This is a genomic window from Halobacterium yunchengense (assembly GCF_037031165.1).
Lineage (GTDB): Archaea > Halobacteriota > Halobacteria > Halobacteriales > Halobacteriaceae > Halobacterium > Halobacterium yunchengense.
The window spans coordinates 36,365-62,930 of the sequence record NZ_JAYEZL010000005.1 but is presented as its reverse complement, the minus strand read 5'-3'; the positions used below and the strand labels follow the sequence as shown (position 1 = coordinate 62,930).

Annotated in this window: 19 protein-coding genes; 3 read left to right on the top strand and 16 right to left on the bottom strand. The window is 70.1% G+C overall.

Features of this window, described 5'->3' with window-relative positions; genetic code table 11:
- Window positions 1-603: a hypothetical protein gene (locus tag U5911_RS14110; protein ID WP_336037699.1), complete on the bottom strand. Its 603-nt coding sequence runs from the start codon at window positions 601-603 to the stop codon at window positions 1-3.
- Window positions 604-932: 329 nt separating this feature from the next.
- Between U5911_RS14110 and U5911_RS14105 the strand changes: the two genes are divergently transcribed.
- The gene (locus U5911_RS14105) at window positions 933-3,080 is read left to right on the top strand and encodes a hypothetical protein (RefSeq protein ID WP_336037698.1); all 2,148 of its coding nucleotides are present in this window, start codon (window positions 933-935) and stop codon (window positions 3,078-3,080) included.
- A 249-nt stretch (window positions 3,081-3,329) separates the two neighbouring features.
- Here U5911_RS14105 and U5911_RS14100 read toward each other — a convergent pair whose 3' ends face one another.
- From U5911_RS14100 to U5911_RS14065, 8 genes are all read right to left on the bottom strand, one after another.
- Entirely contained in the window at window positions 3,330-4,394 is a 1,065-nt protein-coding gene (locus U5911_RS14100; RefSeq protein ID WP_336037697.1) for a tyrosine-type recombinase/integrase, read from the bottom strand.
- Window positions 4,391-4,768, bottom strand: a complete 378-nt coding sequence (locus U5911_RS14095) for a DUF5805 domain-containing protein (protein WP_336037696.1) — start codon at window positions 4,766-4,768, stop codon at window positions 4,391-4,393. Before U5911_RS14095 ends, U5911_RS14100 begins: the two co-directional genes overlap by 4 nt.
- Before the next feature lie 1,327 nt (window positions 4,769-6,095).
- Complete coding sequence (locus tag U5911_RS14090; RefSeq protein WP_336037695.1) at window positions 6,096-7,799, bottom strand: hydantoinase B/oxoprolinase family protein; 1,704 nt, start codon at window positions 7,797-7,799, stop codon at window positions 6,096-6,098.
- Complete coding sequence (locus tag U5911_RS14085; protein WP_336037694.1) at window positions 7,799-9,856, bottom strand: hydantoinase/oxoprolinase family protein; 2,058 nt, start codon at window positions 9,854-9,856, stop codon at window positions 7,799-7,801. Before U5911_RS14085 ends, U5911_RS14090 begins: the two co-directional genes overlap by 1 nt.
- A 262-nt stretch (window positions 9,857-10,118) precedes the next feature.
- The gene (locus tag U5911_RS14080) at window positions 10,119-11,051 is read right to left on the bottom strand and encodes a DMT family transporter (protein WP_336037693.1); all 933 of its coding nucleotides are present in this window, start codon (window positions 11,049-11,051) and stop codon (window positions 10,119-10,121) included.
- 134 nt (window positions 11,052-11,185) lie between these two features.
- Window positions 11,186-12,097, bottom strand: a complete 912-nt coding sequence (locus tag U5911_RS14075; RefSeq protein WP_336037692.1) for a DUF7983 family protein — start codon at window positions 12,095-12,097, stop codon at window positions 11,186-11,188.
- Between the two features lie 177 nt (window positions 12,098-12,274).
- Entirely contained in the window at window positions 12,275-14,620 is a 2,346-nt protein-coding gene (locus tag U5911_RS14070) for a PAS domain S-box protein (protein WP_336037691.1), read from the bottom strand.
- Complete coding sequence (locus tag U5911_RS14065) at window positions 14,604-15,215, bottom strand: response regulator (protein ID WP_336037690.1); 612 nt, start codon at window positions 15,213-15,215, stop codon at window positions 14,604-14,606. The genes U5911_RS14070 and U5911_RS14065 overlap by 17 nt, the downstream gene beginning before the upstream one ends.
- Window positions 15,216-15,331: 116 nt before the next feature.
- On the opposite strand from U5911_RS14065, the gene U5911_RS14060 reads away from it, so the two are divergent.
- Together U5911_RS14060 and U5911_RS14055 are read left to right on the top strand one after the other, a co-directional pair.
- Window positions 15,332-16,033 carry a dolichyl-phosphate hexose transferase gene (locus U5911_RS14060; RefSeq protein ID WP_336037689.1) on the top strand — a complete coding sequence of 234 codons (702 nt, stop codon included), beginning with the start codon at window positions 15,332-15,334 and terminating at the stop codon, window positions 16,031-16,033.
- Window positions 16,034-16,376: 343 nt separating this feature from the next.
- Window positions 16,377-16,694: a hypothetical protein gene (locus U5911_RS14055; protein ID WP_336037688.1), complete on the top strand. Its 318-nt coding sequence runs from the start codon at window positions 16,377-16,379 to the stop codon at window positions 16,692-16,694.
- Window positions 16,695-16,840: 146 nt separating this feature from the next.
- On the opposite strand, the gene U5911_RS14050 is transcribed toward U5911_RS14055, so the two are convergent.
- The 7 genes from U5911_RS14050 to U5911_RS14020 form a co-directional block, all read right to left on the bottom strand.
- Window positions 16,841-18,934, bottom strand: a complete 2,094-nt coding sequence (locus tag U5911_RS14050) for a DUF7846 domain-containing protein (RefSeq protein WP_336037687.1) — start codon at window positions 18,932-18,934, stop codon at window positions 16,841-16,843.
- On the bottom strand, window positions 18,931-20,067 hold the full coding sequence (locus tag U5911_RS14045) for an ABC transporter ATP-binding protein (RefSeq protein ID WP_336037686.1): 1,137 nt from the start codon (window positions 20,065-20,067) through the stop codon (window positions 18,931-18,933). The genes U5911_RS14050 and U5911_RS14045 overlap by 4 nt, the downstream gene beginning before the upstream one ends.
- On the bottom strand, window positions 20,060-21,724 hold the full coding sequence (locus tag U5911_RS14040; RefSeq protein WP_336037685.1) for an ABC transporter permease: 1,665 nt from the start codon (window positions 21,722-21,724) through the stop codon (window positions 20,060-20,062). Before U5911_RS14040 ends, U5911_RS14045 begins: the two co-directional genes overlap by 8 nt.
- Window positions 21,725-22,903 (bottom strand): extracellular solute-binding protein, encoded by a 1,179-nt coding sequence (locus tag U5911_RS14035; protein ID WP_336037684.1) that lies wholly within the window; start codon window positions 22,901-22,903, stop codon window positions 21,725-21,727.
- A gap of 160 nt (window positions 22,904-23,063) precedes the next feature.
- Window positions 23,064-24,212: an alpha-1 4-glucan-protein synthase gene (locus tag U5911_RS14030; RefSeq protein ID WP_336037683.1), complete on the bottom strand. Its 1,149-nt coding sequence runs from the start codon at window positions 24,210-24,212 to the stop codon at window positions 23,064-23,066.
- 112 nt (window positions 24,213-24,324) lie between these two features.
- Window positions 24,325-25,035: a hypothetical protein gene (locus tag U5911_RS14025; protein WP_336037682.1), complete on the bottom strand. Its 711-nt coding sequence runs from the start codon at window positions 25,033-25,035 to the stop codon at window positions 24,325-24,327.
- Window positions 25,032-26,549 (bottom strand): HEAT repeat domain-containing protein, encoded by a 1,518-nt coding sequence (locus U5911_RS14020; protein ID WP_336037681.1) that lies wholly within the window; start codon window positions 26,547-26,549, stop codon window positions 25,032-25,034. The genes U5911_RS14025 and U5911_RS14020 overlap by 4 nt, the downstream gene beginning before the upstream one ends.
- Window positions 26,550-26,566: the final 17 nt, after the last annotated feature.

The window sequence follows — 26,566 nt, the reverse complement described above, 5'->3', positions numbered from 1 at the left end:
TCACTCTTCCGAGTCGTTTTCTTCCTCGGGAGTGCTGCCCCAGGTTTCGATGGGTTCGCGGGAATCCGTCCCCTCCGTTAGGATGTCCACGTCCCATTCGCCTCTGATGTCTGCGGTGAACAGATCCTCGTGCTCTTCCTGGACTTCCGTGAGTAGTTGCTCTGTGTCGATCTCGGGTTGTTCTGAACCGGTTCGAACCCAGTAGTCTCGCTGCGGGTACCTCTTGTGCAGATTTTCCGCTTCGATGATGTCCTGTGCCTCGTCGGCCGCACGCTGTAACTCCGCTTTCGCGGTGATGTACGCATACTGCAGGTCGTCGAGCCCTCTGAACCGCAGTAGTGATTGAACCGCCTTCCCTCGCTCCGTCAATTGATACCTGTCAGAACGGGGGTGGTCACCCGGCCGTATCTGGGTCTCCTCGATTAAATCCGCGTCAATCGCGTCGTCAAGTAGTTCTTTCAACGGTTTCCCGCTGAGATCGACCTTCTCCTCGATTTCTGCCTTGATGTTCCCGTCGTCTCTGTCGAGACGGGCGATGAGACCGATTGCATGCCAGTTGTCAAAGACGTCGGTCACTGGGAGTTCTTCGTTGGGATCGCTCATAGTGGGGTGATTTGGAAACTCCCCCAAGGCGGACCCTCCGCTTTGGGGACTCTCTGTTAACCGGAGTTTCCCTAGTCGGGAGTTTCCGGCTTCTCCTGATGGTTTCTGAAGCGGGGTTATAATCAGTTTCCCAAAGTTTCCGTAAAGCGGAGTCTCCGCTAAGCGTAAACTCCGCCTTGGAAATGCTCCGCTATCCTGCGGTTCCGTTAATCGTCAAACCCGCCAATTACCACAATGTACCGTCTCTCAGCGGCTTTTCGGAAATAACACGCGCGAGAATAACCCCTCGCATCCACCACCAGGTATCCAAGACCGCAATCCAGCCACCCATGACAGCCACCCCAGACACCATCACCGATGTGCTCCACTCTATCGAGGAGCAACATCCATCGTGGCCACAAACCCCCGACAACCCAGGGGAAACCTGGCCGCGCGTCTGGGACACCGCTGTCTTCGCCAACACTTGGTTCACCCACGACGACCACAACGATCTGGACGAAGCGATCCTTCACTACCCGTTCTCAGCGAACAGCTTCAACTATGGAGCTGCCCGGTGGCACCGCAACACCAAATCTCCAGAGGGAATGGTGAAACTGCACCTCATCCGTCTCGCCAACGGATTCGACCACGAAAGCGACTTCTACGACTACCTCACCGAAACACCGGAAATCGAAAACCACCTCGACTTCGACGACGGCTTCCCAACTCGAAGCACCCTCTGGAAGGCCTGGAATGACCACCTCGCTGACGACGACGATGAAGCCAAGATCTCCCTCCAAATTATTGCAAACACCTTCATCAAAACAGCCCGCGAACACAACGTCCCCGCACCCGCTCGTGCTTTCCAACCCGCATACGATGCCGACGAACTCTCCAATCCAGACCCAGACAACCCCTCAGTTAGAGAGTATGCAGACCAGAAAACCGAGGAGGTCTGGAAAGAAATCGGGCCGTTCATTCACCGGACGTACAACCGGTGTTTCGACCGAGAAGACAATGCCAGTATTGACGCTGGCACCTTCTGGGAAGGCCAAGCGTACATCGCCAAGCAAGAAGACACCTATCCCGAAAGCGGGCTGAATGACTACAAAGCCGAAACAACCCGTGAAAACGTTCCCTGCGGCCGATATCACCGTGATCAACTCCGTGACCTCCCAATAGAGGACATCCGCCGTCGTCACCGACAATCAACGGAACACGTTCTGAATCGCGCCCGGCAGAACGGCCGACTCAACCGGCCAACCATGGCTTCCATCGACATCACGAAATCCGCAAAGCCGCTTTGCAAACTCGATAGCGTCGAAGGCTGGGACCCTAATCCGGAGAAATGCGATGTCACAGATGAATGGATTCTCGGCTACAACGACGCCGCCGACGACGGCGGAGACCCTGATATCAACTACTACTACCAGTTCGCCGGTATCCGCACAAACGATGCCTCTCACCCCGCACTCCTTGATGGCATACCCGTCCACCGAGACATGGCCCGATGGGAGATTGTTGACGAACTCCTCAAACACAGTACCGACATGGTGGACATTGATATTCTCCTCATGGATCGGGAATTCGATACTGATGAAGTCAAAGCCGTTTGCTTGAAACACGGCGTAGACTTCCTCAACCCCGAGAGAATGTTCAACAGCGAGAAAGCAACCTGCACCCGTCTCCGCAAACAACGGAGAATGATTCACGTCGAAAAGAAAACCGTAGACGTGGATGATGACCTTCTCGATGAGTTGCTTGGAAACGAACTTGACGGGATGACCGACGATGAGATTGAGGATTTCCTGACCTACACACGCGTCTATCTCCCTGCTGAAAACCCGGACTTGTGGAGGTCACAGATCGAAGAGATCGAATCCACTTCACCGTCCTCAGACGACGACACAGAACAGGAGGTACCGGACGGGGATTTGCAGTCTGATGCTGATATCAGGAGCGAGATGTGGGGGTCTTTCGCCAGCAAGGTTCTTGACGTAGATCAGGACTGGGTGTCTGATGAGCCGCCTGAGGAGTTGCATTCGGAACGTGAGGCTGATGTCCGGTCGCCGTTTGACGATCTTGTCACGGACGTCAAGACCGAGGAAGAGAAGAACAGCAGGAAACGGAATAGCGACAAGGACAAGCAACTATTCGCGTTATTCGCCACCTCGCACTCTGACTTCCCGGAGTTTGATGATACTGAGGAGGAGGAAAAGGTGGAGGCAGTGGAGAGTTTTCTGAAGCGGTACAATGACCGGTGGGATCTTGAGGAGCACTGGAAGTACGTTCGTGTGTTCTGGGCAGAGACTAAATCTCGGGATCACCAGCTTCGGTTTGTCAATTTCATGTTCGCATGTACCCTCTACAATGTCTGGAAGATCATCGATTTCTTAGCGGAGTTGTCGTTTTCTGATGGGCGATCGGACAGGCCGCTCATCCGGCGGAATAAGCTCCTGGTGTACGCTAAGCAGTCGTTGGAGGGTGTTCTTACGTAGCAGACCCGTTCCGGGTTCGCAGGTCCTGAGAGGCATCACTAACATTTTCGCGGGTTTTGACTGACCGCCTCCGCTAATTTACATAACCTCAGAGTCATTCCCCCCTCTTTCCACCAGCTAACTGACTTTTTCTCCGGAGAGATGGGCACTCACGGCCCAGTTCTGCGGGTTCGTCCGACGAAATTTCTGCCTTCAGCACTCCTCGAGTTCGATATAGCAGAATACAGTTTACGAGTTCGGTTTGTCGCGTCACGTCAGCGAGTAGACGTTCGCCAGGTACACCTCGCGCACCCGATCGCCCCAGTTGTGCGTGTAGGTGTCGATGACGTCGTCGGCGACGTCGCCGCGGAGGTACTTCACGACGCCGCGGTCCCCGGTGCGGTCCCGGAGGTGCGTCGTGAAGAAGTGCCGGAAGTAGTGGGGCGTGACGTTCTCCGCGGCGTCCGCGCCGCTGCGGTACCAGCCGGCGTCCTCGGCGTGTTTGCGCACCACCGACCGCACCATCTCCGGCGTCAGCCGCTGTCCCCACGCGTCTCGCGTGCTCGCGAACAGCGGCGCCGCCGGCGACGGCGTGTCCGGTCGGACCGCGAGCCAGCGCACGAGCGCCGCCTTCAGCTCCCCGTCGACGGGCACGAGCGTCGCGCGCTTGCGCTTGTTCGACGCCGTCCGCACCTCGCCGTTGACCTCGTCGCCGCGGGACGGCGTCGGGTCGACGAACAGCGTGTCGGGGCGGCCGTCGAGCTGTGCGCGCGTCCCGAGGTCGTAGACGTCGGTGACCCGGGGCGCGTCGAGGGCAACGTCCCTGAGGTCGAGGTTGCAGAGCTCGCCGACCCGCAGACCGGTCTTCAGCAGCGTCAACACGACCGCTCGCTCCAGGGGGTGTGCGATGCCGTCGACGAACGCCCGCATGTCCGCGACGGAGACCTCCCGGCGCGTCGGGTCCGTGTCGATGGACTCGTCCATCTCCTGGGTGACCAGCGTCATCGGGTTCCCGTCGAACTCGCCGACCTGGACCATGTACCCGTAGAAGCGGTTGAGGTAGGACGCGTACGTCGCCACGGTGCTGTCGGCGTGCTCGCCGCGGAGCTCGTGCACCCACGCGAGGCAGTCCCTGCGGTCAGCGCCCGCCGGCGTGGTGTCGAACTCCGCGAGGAACGCCTCGAACTGCCGGAGGACGCGGCCGTAGGCCTCCCGCGTGCGCTCGGACTTCCCGTGGTAGGCCATGTCCTCGAGGAAGTACTCGACCGGGTCCTCGGCGTCGTGACCGCCGCGCTCGGCGGGTTCCCCGTCGACGTCCGCGGCGCGCTCGCTCATCGCTCACCGGGCAGCGCGTAGCCGCCCTCGCGAGGGTCGTGGTCGATCCGTCCCTCCGCGTGCAGCGACTGCACCGTCTCGTACAGGCGGTCCTCGAAGTCCCCGCTCAGCTCCGCGACCAGTTCGTCCCACGACACGAACTCGTCCCCGGAGAGCGCGTCGAGGACCCTGTCTTCGAGGCCTTCACCCCCGGGGGTAGCGTCCGCAGAACCGCCTTCCTCGGGGTCGTCCAGGAACCCGCGTCTGCCGGCCTGCACCATCGTCCGCAGGAACTCGCTCTGGGACATCTCGAGGTCGGCGGCGGCCTCCCGCCACTCGGCTTTCTGCTCGGGCGGCACGTACGTCTTCACCACGACGCGGTCGTCGTCGGCCATGTCCACCCGATTCCGCCCCGCTCCCTTCAATGTTCCCCTCGTAGCGGATAAAGACCCTTATCGTTACTCGCGGAGCCGTCCACCACTCCATTCTGGTGCTGTCGAACAGGATACTTCGAATCTGTAGCCCCACACTCCTCGATTAGTGATTTCAGTACGTGGTGCTCTACGGGCGGATAAACTGTCGGTCGTCGCGGCCGACCACTGCTGGAACTCGGGCAGTCCACGTCCACCTGCCGTTCGTTCTCTCCAGTCGAACGCTGTTGGCAAGCCGGCCACGACGACCATCTCGCACACCAGCCGGGGATCACTGTGCTGGGCAGCCGGCGTTCGCGGGACGACCTCGCCGGCGTCGGCCGCTGGTTCCCGGTGCCCGTCTCGCAGCGGCCGGTGTCTACGCGGTCGCCGCCCGCGTGAGCCTCGCCTCCGACGTACCGTTACGGCTTCGACCGCTCGCGGACCTCGGAAACGCTCGCGAGTCGCCGAGGGCCGGACGCACGGGAGTGCGACTTCGCGAAGCCCCTTTCCGAGCGTACCGAGGCACACGGTGCCCAGGACCGTCCTCAGCGGCAGTCTCCGCGTCAGCGTGGAATTCGTCGACCGACTGCCTTTGGGTCGCTCAGGCGGCAGCAGGCCGGTTTCCGGTGCTACGTAACGGCCCTGGCCAGGCCTGGCGGTCTCCTCGGAGGCCATCGAGTATCGGTCAGAGCGGCCCTCGAGGGCGGACAGCTCCACGCGCTCGCCGCGGTCTCCCCACCGTGGGGAGCGGGCGGCGCCAGGCCGGCCTGCACCGCGGACAGCACAGTGGCGGGAGTTTTCCCGGCGGTGCGCGGTGTCGCGGCCGGTCGGTGCGTGTCTCCCGGTCGTACAGTCGGCTCCACGCCACGACGTCCCCGAACGAGCGCGTTTCGTGCCACCGGTGGCTCGTGTCGGTTCCGGGCGCCGACCGCGGTTCCGCCCCAGCGCTTCGACCGCGGTTCTGCTCTAGCGCCACGACCGCGGTTCCGTTTCAGCGCCACGAACGCGGTCCGAGTGGTGAGCTCGAGCGCCAGCCACGTCGCGTGAACCGCGCTGTTCCCGGATGCTCCGCGTCCGGGACGGCCACCTGCCCAGGGCCGGACTGGGCAGTCACCGGGGCCGAATTCGCCGATTCTCGGGGCGAGTGCACCCTGGGTCTGGCCGCGAGCCGGCCGGTCGGCGTCGCAGATCGAACTCGTAAACTTCATTCTGCTATACAGAACTCGAGGGGTGTCGGGGGGTGTCGCGGCCGGGTTCGTCACCCCCGAGGAAGCCACGCTCACCGGGTGCGGCCGCGAACTTCGCCCGGTCAGTCGATGACGTCCTCGGGGTCGACGCCGTAAGCGGCCATCGCGTGCTCGGCCGTGATCTTCCCGCGCTCGAGGTCGCGTCGGACGGCGTCGGGGTCGCGGTCTGCGGGGTCGCCGTAGCCGCCCGCGCCCGGCGTGCGGACGCTGATGGTCGTCCCGGGCGGGAGTTCGTGGACGGACTTCTGGGGGATTCGCTCGCCGTCGCCGGCCTCGTAGTCGCCGTCCTCGTACCGGTAGGCGGTGCCGGACTCGCCGGGTTCGCCGCCCTCGAGGCCGTACGGTCGGTGAGTGTGGCGGTCCGCGAGCAGGCTGAACCGCGCGACGTGGTCGCGCACCTGGACGTCGCGGCGGAGGCCGAGGCCGCCGCGGAACTCGCCGGCGCCCCCGGAGTCCGGGCGGAACGCGTAGCGCCGGACGCGCAGCGGATACGCGGTCTCCAGGACCTCCACGGGCGTGTTCATCGTGTTGGACATGTGGACGTGGACGCCGTCCATGCCGTCGAGGCCGCTGCGGCCGCCGAACCCGCCGGCCTGCGTCTCGTAGAACGCGTACGGGCTGTCGTCCCGCGGGTCGGTGCCGCCGAACGTGACGTTGTTCATCGTGCCCTGGCCCGCCGCAGTCACGCGCTCGGGCACCTCTTGGGCGAGCGCTCCGAGGACGACGTCCGTGACGCGCTGGCTGGTCTCGAGGTTGCCGCCGACAACGGCGGCCGGCGGCTCGGGGTTCACGACGGTGCCCGCGGGCGCGTCGACCTCGATGGGTCGATAGCAGCCGTGGTTCGGCGGGATGTCCGGGTCGGTGACACAGCGCAGCGCGTAGTACGTCGCGGACGCGGTGACTGCGAACACGGCGTTGACGGGGCCCTCGGTCTGGGCGGCGGTCCCCGCGAAGTCGACGCGGACGCCGTCGCCGTCGACGGTGACGCTCGCGCGGACGGTGAGGTCGGTGTTGCCGCGGCCGTCGTCGTCGAGGACGTCCGCGAACTCGTAGGTGCCGTCCGGGAAGGCCTCCAGTTCCGCGCGCATCCGGCGCTCGGAGTAGTCTTTCACGTCGTCGAACGCGTCGGCGAGGTCGCTCGCGCCGTACCGGTCGACGAGGTCGTGGACGCGCTCGCGGGCGGTCTCGTTGGCTGCCTGCTGGGCGCGCAGGTCGCCGCGGCGCTCCTCGGGCGTGCGCACGTTCGCCAGCACCACCGCCAGGACGTCCTCGACGACGTCGCCGCCCTCGTAGAGCTTCACCGGGGGGATGCGCAGCCCCTCCTGGTAGATCTCCGTCGAGTCGGCGGCGACGCTGCCGGCCGTCGACCCCCCGACGTCTGCGTGGTGTGCGCGGTTCGCGGCGTACGCGACGAGTTCGGGGTCCTCGGACTCGGGGTCGGCGTAGACCGGCGAGACGAGCGTGAGGTCCGGGAGGTGGGCGCCGCCCCTGAACGGGTCGTTCAGGAGGACGGCGTCCCCGGGTTCGAACGTGCCCTCGAAGGCGTCGACGGCGGCGGCGACGGAGAACGGCATCGCGCCGAGGTGGACGGGCATGTTCTCCGCCTGGCTGACCATCTCGCCGTCCCGACCGAACAGCGCGCACGAGCAGTCCCGGCGCTCCTTGATGTTCGGCGAGTAGCCCGTCCGGACGAGGTTCGCGTTCATCTCCTCGGCGATGGCCGCACAGCCGTTCCGGATGACCTCGAGCGTGACGGCGTCGACCATCACCGACCACCTCCGGCGTCCACGACGACGCTGCCGGCGTCGTCGACGCGCGCCGTCTGGCCCGGCCGCACGACGACGGTGCTGGCGTCGCCCTCGACGACGGCCGGCCCGTCGAACGTGGCGCCGGCGGGGAGTTCGTTCCGGTCGTAGACGCGGGCGTCGTGGGCGTCGCCGTCGAAGACGACCGCGCGCGTCTCGCGGACCGCGTCGGCGGCGTCCCCCTCCGCGGTCGGCGCGCCCAGTTCGGGCGGGTCGACCGCGCCCCGGGCGTCCAGGCGGACGGTCACGAGCTCCACGTCCTCGCCGGGGTCCGCGTGGCCGTAGCGTCGCTCGTGTGCGTCGTGGAACCGCCGCTCGACGGCCGCCATCGAGTCGGCGTCGACGTCGCCGTCCGGGACCGCGACGGGCACCGAGAACGACTGGCCGACGTACCGGAGGTCGACGCGGCGCTCGAACGCGCGGCGGCCGGGGGCGACGCCCTCGTCGTCGAGGCGGTCCTCGCCCCGCTGGCGGAGGTCCGCGAGCGCGTCCCCGAGCGCGTCGGGGTCGACGTCGCTCCAGCGGCGCACGCGGGAGACGCTGAAGTCGTACTTGACGTCGCTGACGAGCAGGCCGAGCGCGGAGAGCACGCCCGCGGTCCGCGGGACGACCACCTGCGGGACGTCGAGTTCGGCGGCGAGCGTCGCGGCGTGCAGCGGCCCGGCGCCCCCGAACGCGACGAGCGCGAAGTCCCGGGGGTCGTGGCCGCGCTCGACGGAGACCACGCGGAGCGCGCGCTCCATGTTCGCGTTCGCGACGTCCAGGACGCCCTGTGCGGCCTCCCGGACCGAGCAGTCCAGGGGTCCGGCGAGCTCGCTCTCGAACCGGTCGCGGACCGCGGCCTCGTCGGCGGCGCCGTCGGTGAGAAACGAGCTCGGGTCGAGGCGGCCGAGCAGGACGTGCGCGTCCGTGGTCGTCGGGCGGTCGCCGCCGCGGCCGTACGCGACGGGGCCGGGGACCGCGCCGGCGGACTGCGGGCCGACGCGGAGCGCGCCGCCCTCGTCCAGCCACGCGACCGACCCGCCGCCGGCGCCGACGGTGTGGACGTCGACCATCGGAACGCCGACGGCGTAGTCGCCGACCTCGACGTCCGTCGCGACGACGGGGTCGCCGCCCTCCACGAGCGAGACGTCACAGGACGTCCCGCCCATGTCCATCGTCACGAGGTCCTCGAAGCCGCTCTCGGCGGCGACGTGCGTCGCGCCCTGCACGCCCGCCGCGGGGCCGGACAGCAGGGTGTGCACGGGGCGTTCGCGCGCCGCGTCGGCCTCGACGAGGCCGCCGTTCGACTGCATCAGCTTGAGGTCGCTGGCGACGCCGCGGTCGCGGACGTCGGCCGCGAGCGACCCGACGTAGTCGTCCATCACGGGCTTCAGCGCGGCGTTCAGGACGGTGGTGAGGGTGCGCTCGTACTCGCGGATCTCGGGGAGGACGACGCTGGACAGCGACAGCGAGGCGTCGACGCCGGACGCCCGGAGGACCTCGCGGACGCGGCGCTCGTGGGCGTCGTCCTCGAACGCGAACAGCAGGCTCACCGCGACGCTGTCGACGTCCGCGTCCGCGAGCTCGTCGGCGACCGCCTCGACGCCGGCCTCGTCGAGCGGTTCGACGACGCTCCCGCGCTCGTCGAGGCGCTCGCGCACCTCGAAGCGGCGGTCGCGCGGGACGATCGGGTCGGGCTGCTCGGCCCGGAAGTCGTAGATGTCCGGGCGGTCCTGGCGCCCGATCTCGAGGGCGTCCCGGAACCCCTCGGTGGTGACGAGGGCGGTGTCCGCCCACTCGCCCTCGAGGACCGCGTTCGTCGCGACGGTGGTGCCGTGCCCGAGGAACCCGAGGTCCGCGAGCGCGAAGTCGCCGTCCGCCGCCGCGTCCTCGAGGCCGTCGAGGACCGCGCGCTCTGGGTGGTCGGGAGTCGAGGGGACCTTCGTGACGTCGACGCGGCCGTCGTCGACGGCGACCACGTCCGTGAACGTGCCGCCGACGTCGACGCCCGCGCGCGGGCGGTCCGCGCCGCTCATGCGCGCCGCCACCGTCCGCTGGCGACAGTGGTCACGTCGTCGCCGGCGGTGGCTACGCTTGCTGGGCCGCCGCCGGCGGTTCCGTCTCCGCTTCCGGTCGACGCGTCGGTTCGTCCGCGTGCTCCGCGACCGTCGGTCATACTGCCACGTGGACGCCACGGCCTTTAGAGGTACCTCCGGTCGCGCCGCGGCGTCCTCACGCCGCGACCGCGCCGGGAGCGGGTGACAGCGACCGCGTCCGACGATTGACTCCCTCCGCCCGTCAGTCGGCGGCGCCGGCGCTCGCGCTCGCGGCGAACCGCCGGAGTTCCGCGCGGAGCGCGCGCCACTTCGCCGCGACGAAGCCGGCGAAGATGCACGCGAACCCGGCGACCGTCGCCGCGGTCACGGTCTGGCCGAGGGCGAGCCAGCCGGCGAGCGCGGCGAACACCGGAATCACGTACTCGATGAAGCTCATCTCGATCGGGCCGAGGCCGTCGAGCAGCCGGAAGTACAACACGAACCCGAAGACGCCCGCGACGACGGAGAGGTAGGCGACGGCGCCGAGCGCGGCCGGCGTCCAGGACGCGTCCGCGAACGACTGGCCGGGGACCGCGAGCACCGCGAGGTGGAGGAACACCGCGCCCGCGGCCATCGTCCACGCCTGCAGGGGCGCGAACGACAGCGCGGGCTCCCGGCTGTGCGTGACGACGGCGGCGACCGCGAACGTCAGCGCGGACGCGAGCACGAGCGCCACGCCGAGCGCGCTCGCCGCGAGGTTCGCGGGGTCGGGGTCCGCGATGACGACGACGCCGGCGAACCCGAGCGCGACGCCGACGGCGGTGTTCGCGGTGAACGATTCGTCGGTCGACGCGAGCCGCGTCAGCGCGGGCGTCACCACGGGGACGAGGCCGAGCAGGACGGCCGCGACGGCGCCCGTCACGTACTCCTGGCCGGCGAACAGGAACGCGTGGTGGGCGCCGATCATGAGCCCGCCGCCAGCGAGCACGTAGGCGTAGTCGTCGCGCGTGCGCGGTCGGGCGAGCCCGCCGGTCGCGGCGACCACGGCGAAGAGGACGGCGGCGGCGACGTCGAACCGGACGGCGGCGAACGGCACCGGCGGCAGGTCTTGGAGGCCGACGTCCGTCACCATGAACGCGGTCCCCCAGACCGCACACAGGAGGACGTACTTGCCCGCCGTCCGGTAGCGACCCATCACGCTGGGGTGTGCGCCCGACGGTGATAGGGGCGTCGAAGCCGGCGACCCCGCCGCCGACTCGCCGCCAGCTCACTTCCGACTCGCCGCCAGCTCACTTCCGACTCGCCGCTCGCCTGGGGCCCACTCGCCGCCTACTCGCTCCCGAGGCGGTCGTCGATGGCGGCCTCGAGGTCGTCCAGTTCGTCGCGGAGGTCGGGTTCGTCCCCGTCTGTGGCCGCGAGGCGGTCGCGGAGCCCGGAGAGCGCGGCCGCCTTCTCGGTCTCCGCGACGCCGGTCTTCTGGACGTACGTCGCGGTGTCGACGTCGTAGACCTCGTCGGCGTCGAGGTCGGTGACCGCGAGCACGACGTCGAGTCTGTCGGTGTCGACGCCGGTCACCCACTCGCGGGGGATGCCGTGGTCGTCGAGCGCGTCGAAGACCGTCGATTCGTCGCGGAGGCGGCGGCGCTCGCGTTCCGCGCGCGAGACGGTGCCGAACCGGCCCTGCAGGCGCCCGGACGGACCGATGCGGTCGAGGAGCTCGTCGCCGACGGTGCGGCGGACGTCGTCGGCGCCGCGCTGGACGTCCGACAGCGCGACGTAGAGGTCGACGACGTCGCCGTCCGCCAGCCCGGGGAGGGACGCGAGGTCGCGGCGGTCCAGGAGAGCGGCGAGCAGTCGCGCGTCGTCGCGGAGCGCGGTCGCGTCCGGGTGCTCGCGCTCCCGGACGAGCGGCGATTCGCCGGTGGCGTCGCCGCGGCGCAGCGCCCCGTCCTCGACCGCGTACCGGTCGCTCGCGCTGAGCACGGCGACGTACGGCTCGACGCCCGGCGGCAGGTCCGCGAACGCGACGGCGTCGCCGTCGTCGAGGCGGTCGGCGAGCAGTTCGAACTGGTCGCGCCACAGCGTCCGGGCGGCGCCGCTCTCCACGTAGGTCACGTCGATCCGGTCGGCGGCGACGTCCGTCACGGCGAACGACCGGTCGGACCGCGGCGTCCGGTAGACGGCGCCGCCGCGGTCGCGAACGCGCTCGCGGAGGTCGCGCCACGTCTGTTCGAAGCCCATGCGTGGAGATTCGACGGCAGGCCGGATAAGCCTGGGAGCCGCGCGGTGCCGGACGCCGGAGTCAGCGACCGGGACACTGGAGTCAGCGACCGGGACACTGGAGGCAGCGACCGGGACACTGGAGTCCGCGGCCGGGACACTGGAGTCAGCGACCGGGACGCCGGTGGCGGCGCCCGGTCAGTCGCCGGTGCGGAACTCGAAGCGCGCGCCGCCGGCGTCGCTGTCGGTCAGTTCGGCGGTCCACCCGTGGGCCTCCGCGACGCTGTGGACGATGGCGAGCCCGAACCCGGTGCCCTCCTCGTTGCGGGACTCGCCGTACTCGAAGACCGCCTCGCGCTCGCCCTCGGGGATGCCGGGGCCGTCGTCCGCGACGTAGAACCCGTCGCCGTCCTCGAGCGCGCCGACGGTGACGGTGACGTCCGCGCCGCCGTACCCGGTGGCGCCCCGACGAGCCTGCGAGTCAGGGCTCGGGGAGCCGTGCTCTACGGCATTCCGGAAGAGGTTCTCGAGCAGCGACCCGAACCGGGACTCGTCGGCCGTCACGGTGACGTCGTCGGCGACGTCGAGCGTCGCGTCCCCGGTGTCGACGGTCCGCCACGCGCGCTCCGCGGCGTCCGCCAGCGCGATGTCGCGGGCGTCGTCGAGGCTGCGGCCGTGGCGCGCCAGCGAGAGCACGCTCTCGATGATGTCGTGCATCCGGTCGAGCGCCTCGTCCATGCGCCGGAAGTACTCGTCGTCGCCCGTCTGCTCGGCGAGCTCGAGGTAGCCGCGCGCGACGTTCAGGGGGTTGCGGAGGTCGTGGCTGACGATGCTCGCGAACTCCTCGAGGCGGTCGTTCTGGCGGCGGAGTTCCCGCTCGCGTTCCTTCCGCTCGGTGATGTCCGTGTACACCGCGTACCCGTGGACGTTCGGCTCGTCCAGCCGGAACGGCACGACGTCCAGCAGGAAGTCCCGGGGGCCGTCGTCCGTGAGTCGACGGACCTCCACGTTGACGTTCTGTCCGGCGACGAGCTTCCGGTTGTAGACGCCGGCCTCCCGCTCGCGGTCCGGCGGCACGATGTAGTCGTCGATGTTCTCGCCGGCGAGCTCGTCCTCGCTGTACCCGAACACGCGCTCGAACGCGGGGTTGACAGACCGCACGATGGGGTCGCCGTCCTCGACGACGAAGCTCGCGGTCGGACTCGGGACGTTCTCGAAGAGCGCGCCGAGCCGGTTGCGCTCGCGGCGGAGCTCGGACTCCCGGCGCCTGAGCTGCCGGACGTGTCCGGCGCGGTCCAGGGCCGCCTCCGTGTTCGTCGCGAGCACGCGCAGCAGGTCGCGGTCGGTCCGCGTGAAGTAGTGGGGTTCCGTCGCGCCCACGAGGAGGACGCCGTGGCTCCCGAGCGGGTGGATGATCTCGGCGCGGATCCGGGTCTCCGGGTTGTGGACGGTCGACTCCTCGCGGACGTCGCCGTACGACTGGACCTCGCCGGTCTCGTAGGCGCCCCAGGCGAGGCTCTCGCCGGCGCGCAGGACGGGTGGTTCGTCCCCCTCGACGGGGTCGGAGACCGCCGCCGGCCGGAGCGCGCGGTCGTCGTCGTCCGCGTAGAACACGCCGACGAACGGCAGGCCGAGCAGGTCGTCGGCCGCCTCGACGGCGACCGCGGCGATCCGCTCGTCGTCCTCGGCGACGAGCATGCGGCGCGTGGCGTCGTGGAGCGCGGTCAGGGAGTGCTCGCGGTGGTGGCGGTCGGTGACGTCGCTGACGATGGCGAACGCGTCCGGGCCGCCGTCGCGGAGGAACGGCTTCACGCGGAACTCGAAGACGCGGTCGTCGTCGGCGGCGAGTCGCGCCTCGAAGGACGCGTCGTCGTCCCCGGGCGCGAAGCGCTCGGCGTCGACGTCGAAGAACGCGGCCAGCGACTCGCCGCGGAGCGCCGACTCGGGCGCGTCGAACAGCGCCTCGGCGGCGTCGTTCGCGAACCGGATCTCGGTGCCGCCCGCCGCCACGTCGTAGAGGACGAGCGCGTCGTCGGCCTGCTCGAAGAGCTTCCGGAAGCGCCGCTCGCTCTCCCGGAGGTCGCCCTCGGAGCGGACGCGCTCGGCGGCGCGGGCGGCGTGTGACGCCAGCAGTTCGGCGACGGCGAGGTCGTCGCCGTCGAGGCCGCCAGGGTCGTCGGCGGCGAGGAGGACGCCGGCGTCGCCGACGGGGACGGAAAGCACCGCGAGCGGCGCGCCCTCCGGCGAGTCCGGGACGCGAGCGTCCTCGCGGCTGTCTTCGACGAGCACGGACTCGCCCCGCTGGGACGCGCGCGCGGCGACGCCGCCGTCGGCGGCGAGTTCGTCCAGGGCCGGCGCGTGGCCGCGCCCGGCGCGCACCGACAGCGCGCCGTCGGTCTCCGTCGCGACGGCCGCCGACGGACAGTCGAGCGCCGACGCGGCGGCGGCCGCGAGCTCCTCGCGGACGGTCTCGACGTCCGTCGCCTTCGCTACCGTCTCCGCGTAGGACAGCAGCTCGGTCCGCCGGTCACCGGTCCGCGTCATCGTCGCCCTCGCCGGGCGAGAGCCGGCGGAACAGCACCTCGTAGTCGTCGTCGTCGAAGCCGCCGACGACGTCGTCGAGGCGGTCGCGGAGTTCGTCGAGGCGGTCCTCGAGGGTCTCGAACTCGCTGGAGTCGGCGACGGTCGGGTCGTCGGACTCGACGAGCAGCGCGTGCTTGCGCGCGGCCGAGAAGTACTCGCGGACGGCGTCGTCGTACGTGGACCGTCGGAGCAGCCGGTCGACCGTCGCGCGCAGCGTCTCGCGGTCGACGGGCTTGCGGAGGTAGTCGTCGAAGCCGAGGTCGACGATGTCGAGTTCCGGTTCGACGGCGGTCACCATCGCGACCCGGCAGTCGACGTCGCGCTCGCGGACGGTCTCGAGGACGTCGTCGCCGGAGACGCCCGGCATCTGGCGGTCGAGGAGCACGACGTCCACGGAGGCGTCGAGAGCCTGGAGGGCCTGGTCGCCGTCGTACGCGGTGCGCACGGCGTACTGCTCGCGGAGCCAGATGGCGTAGAGGTCGGCGAGCCCCTCCTCGTCGTCCACGACGAGGACCGTCGCCTCGTCGGCACCGTCGTCAGTCCCGTCTCCTGTCATGGTTTCCCGCGAGCCCGCGGTCTGGCAGACCTTTGAAGCGTACCTATTTATCACTTGCTGGTGGGTGGCGATAATTTTGGCAAGCCTAAAATAGTCCGCGCGGGTAGCGTTCGGTGATGAGCGAACGCGACGGCCCGTTCACGCTCGACGACGTCACAGTCGTCATGGGAACGTACAACGAGGAAGCCGCCATCGAGACGGTCCTCTCGGACATCGACGCCGCCACCGACGGCCGCGCGGACGTCGTCTGCGTCGACAGTTCCAGCGACCGCACGCCCGAGATCGCCCGCGAGCACGGCGCCCGCGTCATCGAACAGCAGCCCCTGGGCTACGGCGTCGCCGTGCGCGCCGCGCTGTACGCCGCAGAGACCCCCGTCGTCGTCACCACCGACTGCGACGACACCTACCCCATGGACCGCATCCCGGACTTCCTGGAGTACGTCAACGACGGCTACGACGTCGTCAGCGGCGACCGCCTCTACTGGGGCGCCGACGAGATGCCGGCGTTCAACCGCCTCGGGAACGCCACCTTCGCCGCCATCGCGTCGGTTCTCGTCGGCGAGCGCGTCCACGACACCACCACGGGGATGCGCGCGTACCGCCGGGAGGTCGTCGAGGACGTCGACTACACGCAGAACACCGGCCTGTCCGCGGAACTGCTGCTCCGGCCGCTCTGCCGGGGCTACGACGTCCTCGAGGTCCCCATCGAGTACGACGAGCGCCTCGGCGAGACCAAACTCGACCCGCTCGAGGGCGGCGCCGAGATCCTCGGCTCCATCCTGAAGGTCTGCGCCGAGGAGCGACTGCCGCTGGCCTGACGCGCCAACCCCGTCCCGCGCTCGCCGGTCCCGTCGAGCCGCCTCACGCGGTGTCTCCCCCGACGGTGCAGCCCGCACTGGTCCACGCTACCCTAACTGCTCCACGCCGACCCCAGCTGCTCCACGCCGACCCCAACTGCTCGGTCCACCCTAACTGCTCCACGCCGACCCCAACTGCTCCACGCCGACCCCAACTGCTCCACGCCGACCCCAACTGCTCCACGCCGACCCCGGCTGTTCGCAGGCCGCCCCCGACAGCTCCCGAAAAACGTACGATAAGTACAACGTCGGTATCGGCTCCGCTGACCCGAGAGTATATACATACTGCTGGTGTAGTATTTGCATGGTAAGAGCGACGAGAAATCGTGACGTCGGCGAGACCGGTGGGTCGACGGTCCGGAGCGCCGCGCAGTTCTACGACCGGTACGTCAGCGGCTGGGTGCCCACGGCGGTGAGGTTCGCGGTCCTGTACGCGGCCTGGATCGGACTGACCTACTACGTCGGGACGACGACGCCCTCCGAGGACGTCTCCCAGCTGGCGGCCGTCGGCTACTGGTTCGGCTGGATGTTCGCCGTCGCCACGCTCGTCGGCATCGTCCTCGTCGCAGCCTCCGAGGTCGCCGACCGGTTCCGCCTCAACCGCCGCAAGGCGAACCACTGACCGCGGTCGTTCATCCAATCGACTGTCGAGCGCGGCTACCTGTTCGGTCGCGCTTCGCGTTCTCGCTGCCCGCTCTTCGATCGCCGAGCGTCCGGCATGCGCGGGACGCGACTTCCTCGCCCCTGGACGCGGACTCCTCGCTCGCGTCAGGCGGCCCGCACCGAGACGTTCAGGAACGACCCCTCGGGGCCGACGCCCGGGACGTACGCCGCACCGCCGTCGCAGGTCTGGAGGTCCGTGCAGAGCCCGCGGTACGGCGTCACGGTCCGGTAGCCGTCGTCGGTCTCGTCGACGGGGAACCGCACGCTGTACTGGAACCCGGCGCCGTAGCCGCCGTCGACGAGCGCGTCCACGGTGACGCTGTCGCCGTCCTCGACCGCGAGCGACGGCTCGCCGGTCGGCGTCACGTCGCCCGCAAGCCGGACGCGGCCGTCCCGGACGACCACGTCGACGGCCGCGCGCTCCCGCCCGCCGGCGTCGTCGACGACGTAGTTCACGCGCTCGTCGCCGACCGTCACGGTCAGCGTCACCAGCTCCGTCCACGACGGCAGCCCCATCTCGGTGTCCACGGTGACGGCCTCGCCGCGGACCGCGTGCACGCGCTGGAGGTGGGGGTCGACGGGGTCGCCGACGAACGGCGACCACACGCCGCGGTACACGTACCGGTAGTACTCGCGGCCGGGGTACGCGTCCACCACCTCGAGCTGGTGGTCCTCGAGGGCGTACACCGCCCGGCCGTCGAACCCGGGGTCGTTGCGGAGGTGCTGGAACGGGTGGTTCAGCCAGTCCCCGTACTGGTCGGGGAGGAACACGACGCTGTCCGCGGGCGGCCGCGGCTCGAAGGGCTCGTAGGCGGCCTCGTACTGGTCGGTGACGGCGTCGTTCACGGAGACCGGGTACTCCGCGCCCGCGGCCGCGGCGCCGCCGAGCGGCGCGCTCGCGGCGAGCAGCCCGACGACGGCGACGACGCGCGCGCGGCGGCCCGTCACGCGGCCGTCGAGGACCCGCCGCACGCGGTCGACGGCGGCGACCAGGCCCGCCGCCGCGAACGCGCTCGTCGGCACGAGCAGGTCGTAGTGGTAGTACGGGCCGAGCGTCGATATCAGGCCGTCCGTGGGGTCCTCGAGGTCGCCGAGGACGTTCAGGTTCCCCCAGAAGTAGACGTTCCCGACGACGACGCTGACCGCGACGCCCGCGAGCACGGCCTGCTGCCAGCGCCAGTCGCGTCGCCGGGCGGTGGCGCCGACCGCCGCGAGCGGGACGCCGAGGGCGCCGAACGGCGCCCACTGCGTGACGAACTGGCGGACGACGCGCGCGTTCGCGCGGAGCGCGAGCTCGACGTCGTAGTCGCGCTCGTAGCCGAGGATCTCGCGGTGCCCGAACCCGAGGCCGTCCCGGGGCGCGAACGCCTGGTAGGGGAACACGAACGGGTCGCCCGTGACGACGGCGTTGTAGCCGAGCGTCACCGCGACGCCGGCGAGGCCGAGGGCCGCTGTCGCGACGCGTCGCCGGGCGCGCTCGGCGACCGCGCGCTCGCGGGCGAACGCGCGCAGGGGCTCGCGGAGCGTCCAGACGGCGTGCGCGACGAACGGCGTCGCGAACAGGACCGCGGTGTACGGCCGCGAGAAGAACGCCAGTCCGACGGCCGCGCCGGCGGCGGCCGCCCAGCGGACGCTGCCGGTGCGCTCCGCGCGGAAGTACGCGAGCGCGAACGCGAGGTTCAGCATCGTCGTCGGCGCGTACGGCAGGAACACGCCCGACTGCACGACGAACAGCGGCGCCGTCAGCAGCGCGGCCGCCGCGAGGACGCCCGTCCGGTGGTCGAACGCCTCGCGGGCGACGCCGTACAGCAGTCCGGTGTTCGCGGCGGCGACGGCGGCGAGCGCGTACCGGTACGAGCCCGCGAGTTCGCCGAGCGCGTACACCCCTGCGGTGACCGGCGAGTACTTCGCGTAGAGGCCGCGCTCGGACTCCACGAAGAACCACGGCTGGAACGCGCCGTCGACGGGCGGCCGCAGGAACAGCCGGCCCTCGAGCAGCATCGCGGCCTGCTGGAGGTAGACGGCCTCGTCGTGGTTCGAGGAGTGGTACGGGAAGACCGTCGTCGACAGCCAGTACGCGCCGACGGCCGCCGCGAGTGCGAGGACGAGCGGCGCGAGGGGGACGGGGCTCGCGGCGCGCACGCGAGCGAGTCCCGCGGCGGCCGCGTCCTCGACGGAGTGCCCGTCGCCCGCGGTCATCCCTGCGTCGGGTACCAGGCCAGCGAGTGGTCGGAGACCAGGTCGACGGTGACGTGCTCGCCGACGTCCATGTCCTCGGCGTGGTTGTGGAGGCAGCGCACCACGTCGCCGTTGTCCAGTTCCACGTGGTAGATGAACGACGGGCCGGTGTACTGGCGGCGGACGATGGCGCCGTCCGCGTTCGCCTCGTTGGCCGGCACCGCGCGCAGGTCGTCCGGCCGCACGAGCACGTCCACCATCGCGCCCGTGTAGCCGTCCGAGAGCCCCTTCAGGAGGGTGCGGTCGTAGCTCCCGATGGCGGTGTCGATGGTGCCGTCGCCGACGCGCGCCGACAGGAACCCGGCCTGCCCGAGGAACGACGCGACGAACCGCGACTCGGGGTGCTCGAAGACGGCCTCCGGGTCGCCGACCTGTTCGAGGCGGCCGTCGTTCATGACGGCGACGCGGTCCGAGATGGAAAGCGCCTCCTCCTGGTCGTGCGTGACGGAGACGGCGGTGACGCCCGCCGCCTTGAGGATGCGGCGGACCTCCTCGCGCATCTCCACGCGCAGGCGGACGTCGAGGTTCGAGAAGGGCTCGTCCAGCAGGAGGATGTCCGGTTCGGGCGCGAGGCTGCGCGCGAGCGCGACGCGTTGCTGCTGGCCGCCCGACAGCTGGTCGGGCGACCGGTCGCCCATCCCGGGCATGTCCACGAGGTCGAGCAGCTCGTCGACCCGGTCTTCGGTCGTCTCGCCGTCGGCGTCCTTGAGGCCGAACGCGACGTTCTCCCGCACCGAGAGGTGGGGGAACAGCGCGAAGTCCTGGAAGACGATGCCGACGCCGCGGTCCTCGGCCTCGACGTACGTCGACGGCCCGGCGACCACGTCGCCGGCCAGCGAGATCGAGCCCTCGCTGGGGCGTTCGAGGCCGGCGAGCAGCCGCAGCGTCGTCGTCTTCCCGCAGCCCGAGGGCCCGAGCAGCGTCAGCAGTTCGCCGTCGCGGACGTCCAGCGTGACGTCCCGGACGGCGGTCTCCGCGCCGTACTGCTTGGTGACGTCCTCGAGTTCGAGGACGGCGTCCGCCGCGTCGCCGACCGGCTCCGGGGTCGACTCGCGGTCCGGCGTCGCGTCCGACGAGAGTTCGCTGTCAGCCATTGTATCGTTCCTGGGCGAGGATGACGACCATCGAGAGCGCGGACACGCCCACGAGCACGAGCGCCGGGATCGCGGCCGCGCCGTACGAGCCGGCTCCTCTGACGAGCCAGATGTACGTGACCAGGGTTTCAAAGCCTATCGGACTGAGGAGCAGCGTCGCCGGAAGCTCCTTCATCGTCGTGAGGAACACGAGCGCGGCGCCAGCGGCGACGCCCGGCGCGATCAGCGGCAGCGTCACCTCGCGGAACGCCGCCGACGACGACCGGCCGAGGGTGCGCGCGGCCTCCGTGAGCTTCGGGTCGACCTGGAGGACCGACGACCGGACGGTGCCGACCGCCTGCGGGAGGAACCTGACGACGTACGCGAACACCAGCAGGGGTACCGTCTTGTAGACGGACTGGACGACGCCCGTGACCGCGTCCTCGCCGAACGGCAGCCACCACGTCAGGAGGTCCGCGCTGGTCGTGAGGTAGATGAGCGCGAGCCCGATGACGACGCCGGGCACCGCGTAGCCGACGTACGTGAGGCGGTCGAAGACCGTCGACAGCGCCGAGCTCGAGCGCGCGCCGTAGCCCGCGACCGGCAGCGCCAGCACCGTCGCCGCGAGCGCGGCGGCGACGGCGACCTTCAGGGAGTTCCACGCGACCGTCGGGTCGAACTGGAAGACGGTCTCGCCGCCGCGGTACAGCCACCAGCCGAGCACGCCCAGCGGCACGCCCAGGCAGAGCACGGCGACGAGCGAGCAGAACGCCAGCGCCGGCCACTTCCAGGCGCCGAGTTCGATGCGGTTGGGCTGGCGGGCGCCCCGGGAGATGTACGCGGTCGTGGAGCCGCCGACCCGGGACTCGAGCGCGAGCACGACGGCGACGATGGCGAGCAACTGGAGGGACAGCATCGCCGGGTAGCCCTCGGGGACGCCGAGGCTGCGCTGGGCGACGTAGATCTGCTGGGTGAACACCTCGTAGCGCATCAGCGACGGCGTCCCGAAGTCCGAGAGCGCGTACAGGGACGCCAGCAGCGTGCCGGCGGTGACGCCGGGCAGGATCTGGGGGACGGTGACGCGCTTGAACGACTCCCAGCGGGAGTGGTTGAGCGTGCGCGCGGCCTCCACGAGCGTCCCGTCGAAGGAGATGAGCGCGGCCCGCGTGGTGAGGAACACGTAGGGGTACGTGAACAGCACGAGCACGAGCGCGGCGCCGTGGAGCCCGTAGATGGCGGGGATGCGTTCGACGCCGAGGGGCGCGAGCAGGTCGGCGAGTTCGCCGCGCGGGCCGAACGCGGCGATGAACGTGAACGCGCCGATGTAGCTGGGGACGACCAGCGGGAGCGCGCCGACGACGGTCCAGAACCGCCTGAACGGGAGGTCGGTCTGGACCGTGAGCACGGCGAGCGGAACGCCGACGAGGACGCAGCCGACGGTGGTGATTCCGGTGAGGACGATGCTGTTGACGGCGACCTGGACGCTGCTGGGCTGGGTGACGAGCCCGAGCAGGTGGCCGAGGCCGTAGTCGGCGGCGCGGGCGAGCAACACGACGACGGGGAGGGAGACGACCGCGGCGACCGCGCCCGCGGTGACGGCCAGCGAGAAGCCGGCGGCTTCGCCGGCGTCGCCGGTGGCGTCGTTTCGGAGGCGGTCAAGGCGGTCGCTCGCGGCCATCTACGAGAGGATGCCGACGTCGCGCAGCAGCTCGAGGGTCGGCTGGATGTCCGAGAGCTTCTGGAAGTCGAGCTCCGGCGGTTCGAGCTCGCTCAGCTTCGGGAGCGGGCCGACCGGTTCGACGCCCTCGATCATCGGGTAGCCGAACCCGCGGGTCGCGAAGAACTCCTGGGCCTCCGCGGAGAGCAGGTGGCGGAGGAAGTTCTCGCCGAGTTCGGGTTCGCTGGCGCCTTCGAGGACGGACGCGCCCGCGGCGTTCACGAGCGAGCCGGCGTCGTTCTTCGTGAACGTGAGGTCGATGGGTGCGTCCTCGCTGCCGGCGAGCACGAGCATCGTGTAGTAGTGGTTCGCGAACCCGGTGGCGAGTTCGCCGTTCGCGGTCGCCTGGGCGACGAGGTACTCGTTGTCGTAGCGGTTGACGTCCTGGTCGAGCATGCCGTTCAGCCACTCGCGGGTGGCGTCGTCGCCGCGGATGTGCCGCATCGCGGTGACGAACCCGTGGAACGCGCCGTACGTGGGCGCCCAGCCGACGTTGCCCGCGAACCGGGACTCGGTCGCGAACGCGTCGATGCTGTCGGGCATCTCGGACTCGCTGAACTCGTCGGTGTTGTAGGGGATGGCGCGGGAGCGCCCGGCGACGCCGACCCACGTGTCGTCGGGGTGGTACCGCTCGAACGCGGGGGAGACGGTGTCGCTGGAGAGCGTGGTGGCCGCGCCGTTCTCACTGACGTACGCCAGCGACCCGATGTCGACCGACCAGAAGACGTCGGCCTGCGTGGCGCCGCTCTCGTGTTCCTGGACGATGGTGTTCGCGAGCTGGGAGGACGGCTGCGTGTCCCAGGTGACCTCGAAGTCGTCGTAGTACTGGTTGAAGAGGTCCATCAGGTTGGTGTACCGGCCGCCCTCGCCGCCGCCGAGGTAGACGGCGAGTTCGCCCTCGAGGTCGGGGAGCTCCTCGACGGAGGTGCCGCCGGGAGCGGGGCGGTCGGCGACGTACTCGCCGGAGCCCCGGAAGTCGGTGAGGGAGGGGCGTTCGCCGTCCTCGCCGTCTTCGCCGTCTTCGCCGTCGCCGCCGCCGAGGACCCCCGAGATGCCGGAGCAGCCTGCGAGTGCGGTCGTGGACGCTACGCCTGCCGCCGCGAGAAATCGGCGACGCGATTGGGTCCGTCGCTCTCTCATACTCTAAATTAGGTTGGCCTAAAACTCTTATAACTACCGGTTCCACTGCGACCGACGAACCGAAGAAGTAGCCGCGACCGTCAGTCGTCGGCCGGACCCGTCGATAGCTCGTCCGGGCCGTCAGTCGTCGGCCGGACCCGTCGATAGCTCGTCCGGGCCGTCAGTCGTCGGCTGGCGCCGCGACCTTCTCGTCGGCCAGTTCCGCACAGCAGTTCACCCAGTCGAGCAGGTACTCGCCGCACTCCTCGAGGAACGCGCCGTTGTTGTACTCCTCGTAGTCGCCGTCCCGCAGCCGCTCGCCGACCGCGCGCGCGACCGCCGCGTAGGTCGGTTCCGCCGGGGTCGCGGCGTCGACCTCCTCCCAGAAGTGCTCGTTCAGTTCGAGGCCCGCGACCTCGTTGGCGAGGTCGTCGAACGTCGACCGCGGCGCCTTGTTGTGCTCGCACAGCGGCGCGCCGTTGTAGATCTGGCCGCCGACGACGTCGGCCGCGCGCTTCAGGAGGACGCCGCTCCAGATGTCGTCGAAGCGGCCGACGTCCCAGGCGTTCTCGTCCATCGGGAACTGGTAGAACGCGGGCACGACCTCCCGGCGGAACGCGAGGTTCATCGAGCAGACGGTGAGGTAGTCGCCCTCGGCCGCGACGAAGTCCCGGTCGAAGTCCTCGAAGCCGGTCCGCGTCTGGGCCTGCCCCTGGAGGTCGCCGTCCATCAGGATGCGGACCGCGTCGAGGTCCGGGACGTTCGTCCAGAGGCCCTGGGAGGCGACGACGCGGTCGACGTCCGCCGTCTCCGTCTCGACGGTCTCGTCCATCGCCGAGTACGGGTAGCCGCGCGGGTAGAGGTCGGTCTCCGACTGGTAGAGGACGTTCACCCACCGCTCGTCGCTGGACACCGCCTCGAGTTCGCCCTCGTAGGCGAGGTTCTCGAGGTGCGTGCCGAAGAAGTCCCACTCGTCGTGGGGGAGCGTGTCGTCGTCGATGAACACGCCGTACTCGAAGTCGTTCGCCCACAGGTACAGCAGGCCGAAGGACGTCTGGGCGTGGCTGGCCTCCGGGATCAGGTGGCTGTACTCCGGGAGGCCCTGCTCGTCGAACCACGCCTCGCGGTCGCGTTCGTCGAAGACGGCGCCGGCGACGCCCTCCTCGTCGAGCATCGCGCGCATCCCGTCGGTGTCACAGAAGTCCTCGGTGACGAGGACGACGAACAGGCGGTCCAGGTCGAAGCCGTGGTCGCGGGCGTTCCGGAAGTACTCGCGCATGCACTCGTACTCTCGGATCGTGGGCACGACCACGCAGACGTCTCGGGTCATCCGTTACTCGCCACTATTTTTGGCTGCCCTAAAAGATGTGTCGATGTTTAGGCCGACCTAAGGCACTCGGGTCCGGACAGCACCCCACCCGCGCCAGGCCCCTCCGCGAGGCCTACTGGCGGCCCGCCACCGACTGCTGGAGGCGGATCGTCGGCGGCACCAGCAGGCCGCCCAACAGCACGAGGAACACGTGGAACGTGCTCTCGGCGATGCTCGCCGGCGCCACCAGCGCGAGCACGTCCGCGACGGCGACGCCGGTCGCACACACCAGCACCAGCAGCAGGTGGCGGCGCAGCGTGTCCAGCGCGGTCCCCCGGGCCAGGGACTCCAGGCGCTCGCTGAACGCCACCCCGTAGCCCGCGAACGCCAGCGCCGCCGCGCCGCGCAGCGTCACCGTCGCCGCCGACTGCCCCACCCACGCGGCGACCACCCACTCGACGGCGACGACTGCGGCGAACGAGAACTCCACGACCCGGAGGCGGTCGAGCGAGACGCGCTCCTCGCCCGGGTCCGGCGCGAGCGCGCTGTTGTAGTACACCTCCCGCATCGCGAACGCCCCGAACGCGATGCCGAACAGGAGCGTCAGGTCCGCGAACGCCCGGACCACGGACCCACCTCCCACAGCGACCTCCCAGACGCCGACCAGTCCGAACGCCGCGAACGCCACCCCGAGGTACGTCAGGTACCCCCAGAAGTCCTCGTAGCCCTCCATGCGGTCGAGGGCGTAGTTCTGCACCGCGTAGTACGTGAACGCCAGCCCCGCGACGACGGCGATGCCGTACCCGGTGAACGCCACCGTCGACAGCGTGTCCGCAGCCGTCACGCCGACGCACCCCCAGCGTCCGACGAGAGCGTCCCGGCGAACTCGTCGAAGGCGGCCTGGAAGTCGAGCACCGTCGCGAACCGCTCGGCCTTCGGCGCCGCCAGCGCCCGCTCGAAGACGTCGTCGACGGCCGCCGGCAGCACCGGATTCCGCTCCGACGCCGGCACCCGGCCGTCGGCGTCGCCCGGCGGCTCGCCGGTCAGAAGGAAGTACGCGAGCGCGCCCATCCCGTACACGTCCGTCGCCTGGTCGAACCGGCCGTACGCGTCCGCGTCCCGGTGTTCCGGCGCGGCGAACCCGCCCGGAATCGGCGGGGTCTGCACGGCGCTGGCGGCGTGCGCGAACCCCCAGTCCCCCAGCACCGGCGCGTCCCACGCGTCCGGGCCCGTGTCCAGGTACCGGACCGCCCCCGGGTAGATGCCGCCGTGGACCACGCCCCGCGCGTGCGCGTGACTAACCGCCTTCGTCACCGCGCCCACGTCCCAGACCGCCTCCGCGAGCGTCGCCGGCGGCCGACGCCGCGCCAGCGTGTCCCCGTCGTCGTAGGGAGTCGCCAGCCACCGCGCCCCGTAGCCGAGCACGGACGCGACGTGATCGTGGCCGTCGACGGCCTGCCAGCGCTCGACGGCGTCACCGAACGCCGACACGACCTCGCTCACCTCGACGTGCAGCCGACGCACCGTCGCCAGGCCGTGCTCGAGGACGTCCTCGTCGACGGTCGCCCGGTAGTCGGTCGTCAGCACGCCCTCCCTGAGCGTGAAGTCCGGCGCCAGGTCGTCCTCCGCGAGAGTCACGCGCGGCGGGTCCGGCACCGACTCGGGCGGCCCCAGGCTGCCCTCGACGTCCGGGTCCTCGCTGACGGTCGTCGGCGCCTCCCGGCCGAACGACACCCGCACCGGCAGCGACCGCTCGTCGTCCTCGTTCACCGTCACCACCGCGACGCCCTCCGGGAACAGGTCCGCGTACGCGGGGTGGGCGCGCACGACCATCGGGTAGCCGGCGTCGTCCGCGCGCGCCGCGATGGCGCGCGTCACCTCCTCGACGGCCTCCCTCGCGTACCGCCGCAACAGCGGGTCCTCGTCGTCGGTGAGCGGCGCGATCGCGGACAGCCCCGCCGTCGCCCGCGCCGGGTAGGCCTTCGTCACGCCGGCGACCGCGACCGCGCCGTTCTGCCTGACGAGCTGGTCGTCCGCGCGCGTCAGGTCGACGAGCGCCGAGAACCTCACGGCGAGCGCGTCCGGCTGTGCGTCGGCGAGCTCGGCGAGCGCCCACGTCGCCCCGCGGCGCACCCAGACGTCCGGGTCGTCGACGGCGTCCACGACGTCCCCCAGCACCGTCCGCACCTTCGTCGGGCGCTCCGCCGCGGCCTCCACGAGCCGCCACGCCGCGCCAGCGCGCACGTCGGGGTCCGGGCTGTCCAGGCGCTCGGCGAGTCCGTCGACGTCCTCCGTGTCGACCGACTGGCGGAGGGCGGCGACCTCCTCGGCGTCGACGTCGCGGCCGTCGGGTTGCATCGGGCGTGTCGGCCGTA

Excerpts from the sequence above, each read along its gene's own strand:
- U5911_RS14065 (WP_336037690.1), bottom strand. The coding sequence starts at position 15,215 with ATGACAGGAGACGGGACTGACGACGGTGCCGACGAGGCGACGGTCCTC.
- U5911_RS14045 (WP_336037686.1), bottom strand. The coding sequence starts at position 20,067 with ATGGCTGACAGCGAACTCTCGTCGGACGCGACGCCGGACCGCGAGTCG.
- U5911_RS14090 (WP_336037695.1), bottom strand. The coding sequence starts at position 7,799 with ATGGTCGACGCCGTCACGCTCGAGGTCATCCGGAACGGCTGTGCGGCC.
- U5911_RS14075 (WP_336037692.1), bottom strand. The coding sequence starts at position 12,097 with ATGGGCTTCGAACAGACGTGGCGCGACCTCCGCGAGCGCGTTCGCGAC.
- U5911_RS14105 (WP_336037698.1), top strand. The coding sequence starts at position 933 with ATGACAGCCACCCCAGACACCATCACCGATGTGCTCCACTCTATCGAG.
- U5911_RS14095 (WP_336037696.1), bottom strand. The coding sequence starts at position 4,768 with ATGGCCGACGACGACCGCGTCGTGGTGAAGACGTACGTGCCGCCCGAG.
- U5911_RS14060 (WP_336037689.1), top strand. The coding sequence starts at position 15,332 with ATGAGCGAACGCGACGGCCCGTTCACGCTCGACGACGTCACAGTCGTC.
- U5911_RS14085 (WP_336037694.1), bottom strand. The coding sequence starts at position 9,856 with ATGAGCGGCGCGGACCGCCCGCGCGCGGGCGTCGACGTCGGCGGCACG.
- U5911_RS14035 (WP_336037684.1), bottom strand. The coding sequence starts at position 22,903 with ATGAGAGAGCGACGGACCCAATCGCGTCGCCGATTTCTCGCGGCGGCA.
- U5911_RS14050 (WP_336037687.1), bottom strand. The coding sequence starts at position 18,934 with ATGACCGCGGGCGACGGGCACTCCGTCGAGGACGCGGCCGCCGCGGGA.
- U5911_RS14110 (WP_336037699.1), bottom strand. The coding sequence starts at position 603 with ATGAGCGATCCCAACGAAGAACTCCCAGTGACCGACGTCTTTGACAAC.
- U5911_RS14055 (WP_336037688.1), top strand. The coding sequence starts at position 16,377 with ATGGTAAGAGCGACGAGAAATCGTGACGTCGGCGAGACCGGTGGGTCG.
- U5911_RS14080 (WP_336037693.1), bottom strand. The coding sequence starts at position 11,051 with ATGGGTCGCTACCGGACGGCGGGCAAGTACGTCCTCCTGTGTGCGGTC.
- U5911_RS14030 (WP_336037683.1), bottom strand. The coding sequence starts at position 24,212 with ATGACCCGAGACGTCTGCGTGGTCGTGCCCACGATCCGAGAGTACGAG.
- U5911_RS14020 (WP_336037681.1), bottom strand. The coding sequence starts at position 26,549 with ATGCAACCCGACGGCCGCGACGTCGACGCCGAGGAGGTCGCCGCCCTC.
- U5911_RS14100 (WP_336037697.1), bottom strand. The coding sequence starts at position 4,394 with ATGAGCGAGCGCGCCGCGGACGTCGACGGGGAACCCGCCGAGCGCGGC.
- U5911_RS14070 (WP_336037691.1), bottom strand. The coding sequence starts at position 14,620 with ATGACGCGGACCGGTGACCGGCGGACCGAGCTGCTGTCCTACGCGGAG.
- U5911_RS14040 (WP_336037685.1), bottom strand. The coding sequence starts at position 21,724 with ATGGCCGCGAGCGACCGCCTTGACCGCCTCCGAAACGACGCCACCGGC.